Below are 322 nucleotides of genomic sequence, written 5' to 3' on the forward strand. Positions count from 1 at the left end.
CGTTCGTCGCGGAGTCCGACGGTGCCGAGGCAGCTCGTCGACGCGCGGACGACCTCGGCGTGGAGTGCATCAGTACCGGCGTGGCGACGACGCTCACGCTGCTCGCCAAGGTGGTCAATGCCCGGGCCGTGGCCGAGATCGGCACCGGGACGGGCGTCTCCGCGCTGGCCCTGCTCGCCGGCATGGCCCCCGACGGCGTGCTGACCAGCATCGACGCAGAGGCCGAGCATCAGCTGGCCGCGCGGGAGGTGCTCACCGGCGGGAGGGCGTGCCGAGTCGCAGGGTGCGGTTGATCGCGGGGCAGGCGCTGAGCGTGCTGCCC

1 protein-coding gene is annotated in these 322 nt (G+C 73.9%); it reads left to right on the plus strand.

Annotated features, from left to right (window positions below; all coding sequences use genetic code 11):
• On the plus strand, positions 1-293 hold a 293-nt coding region (locus BN358_RS13470), incomplete at its 5' end, for a hypothetical protein (RefSeq protein WP_019229182.1).
• Positions 294-322 lie beyond the last annotated feature (29 nt).

Source organism: Sedimentibacter sp. B4 (assembly GCF_000309315.1).
In the GTDB taxonomy this organism is placed as follows: Bacteria; Bacillota; Clostridia; order Tissierellales; family Sedimentibacteraceae; genus Sedimentibacter; species Sedimentibacter saalensis.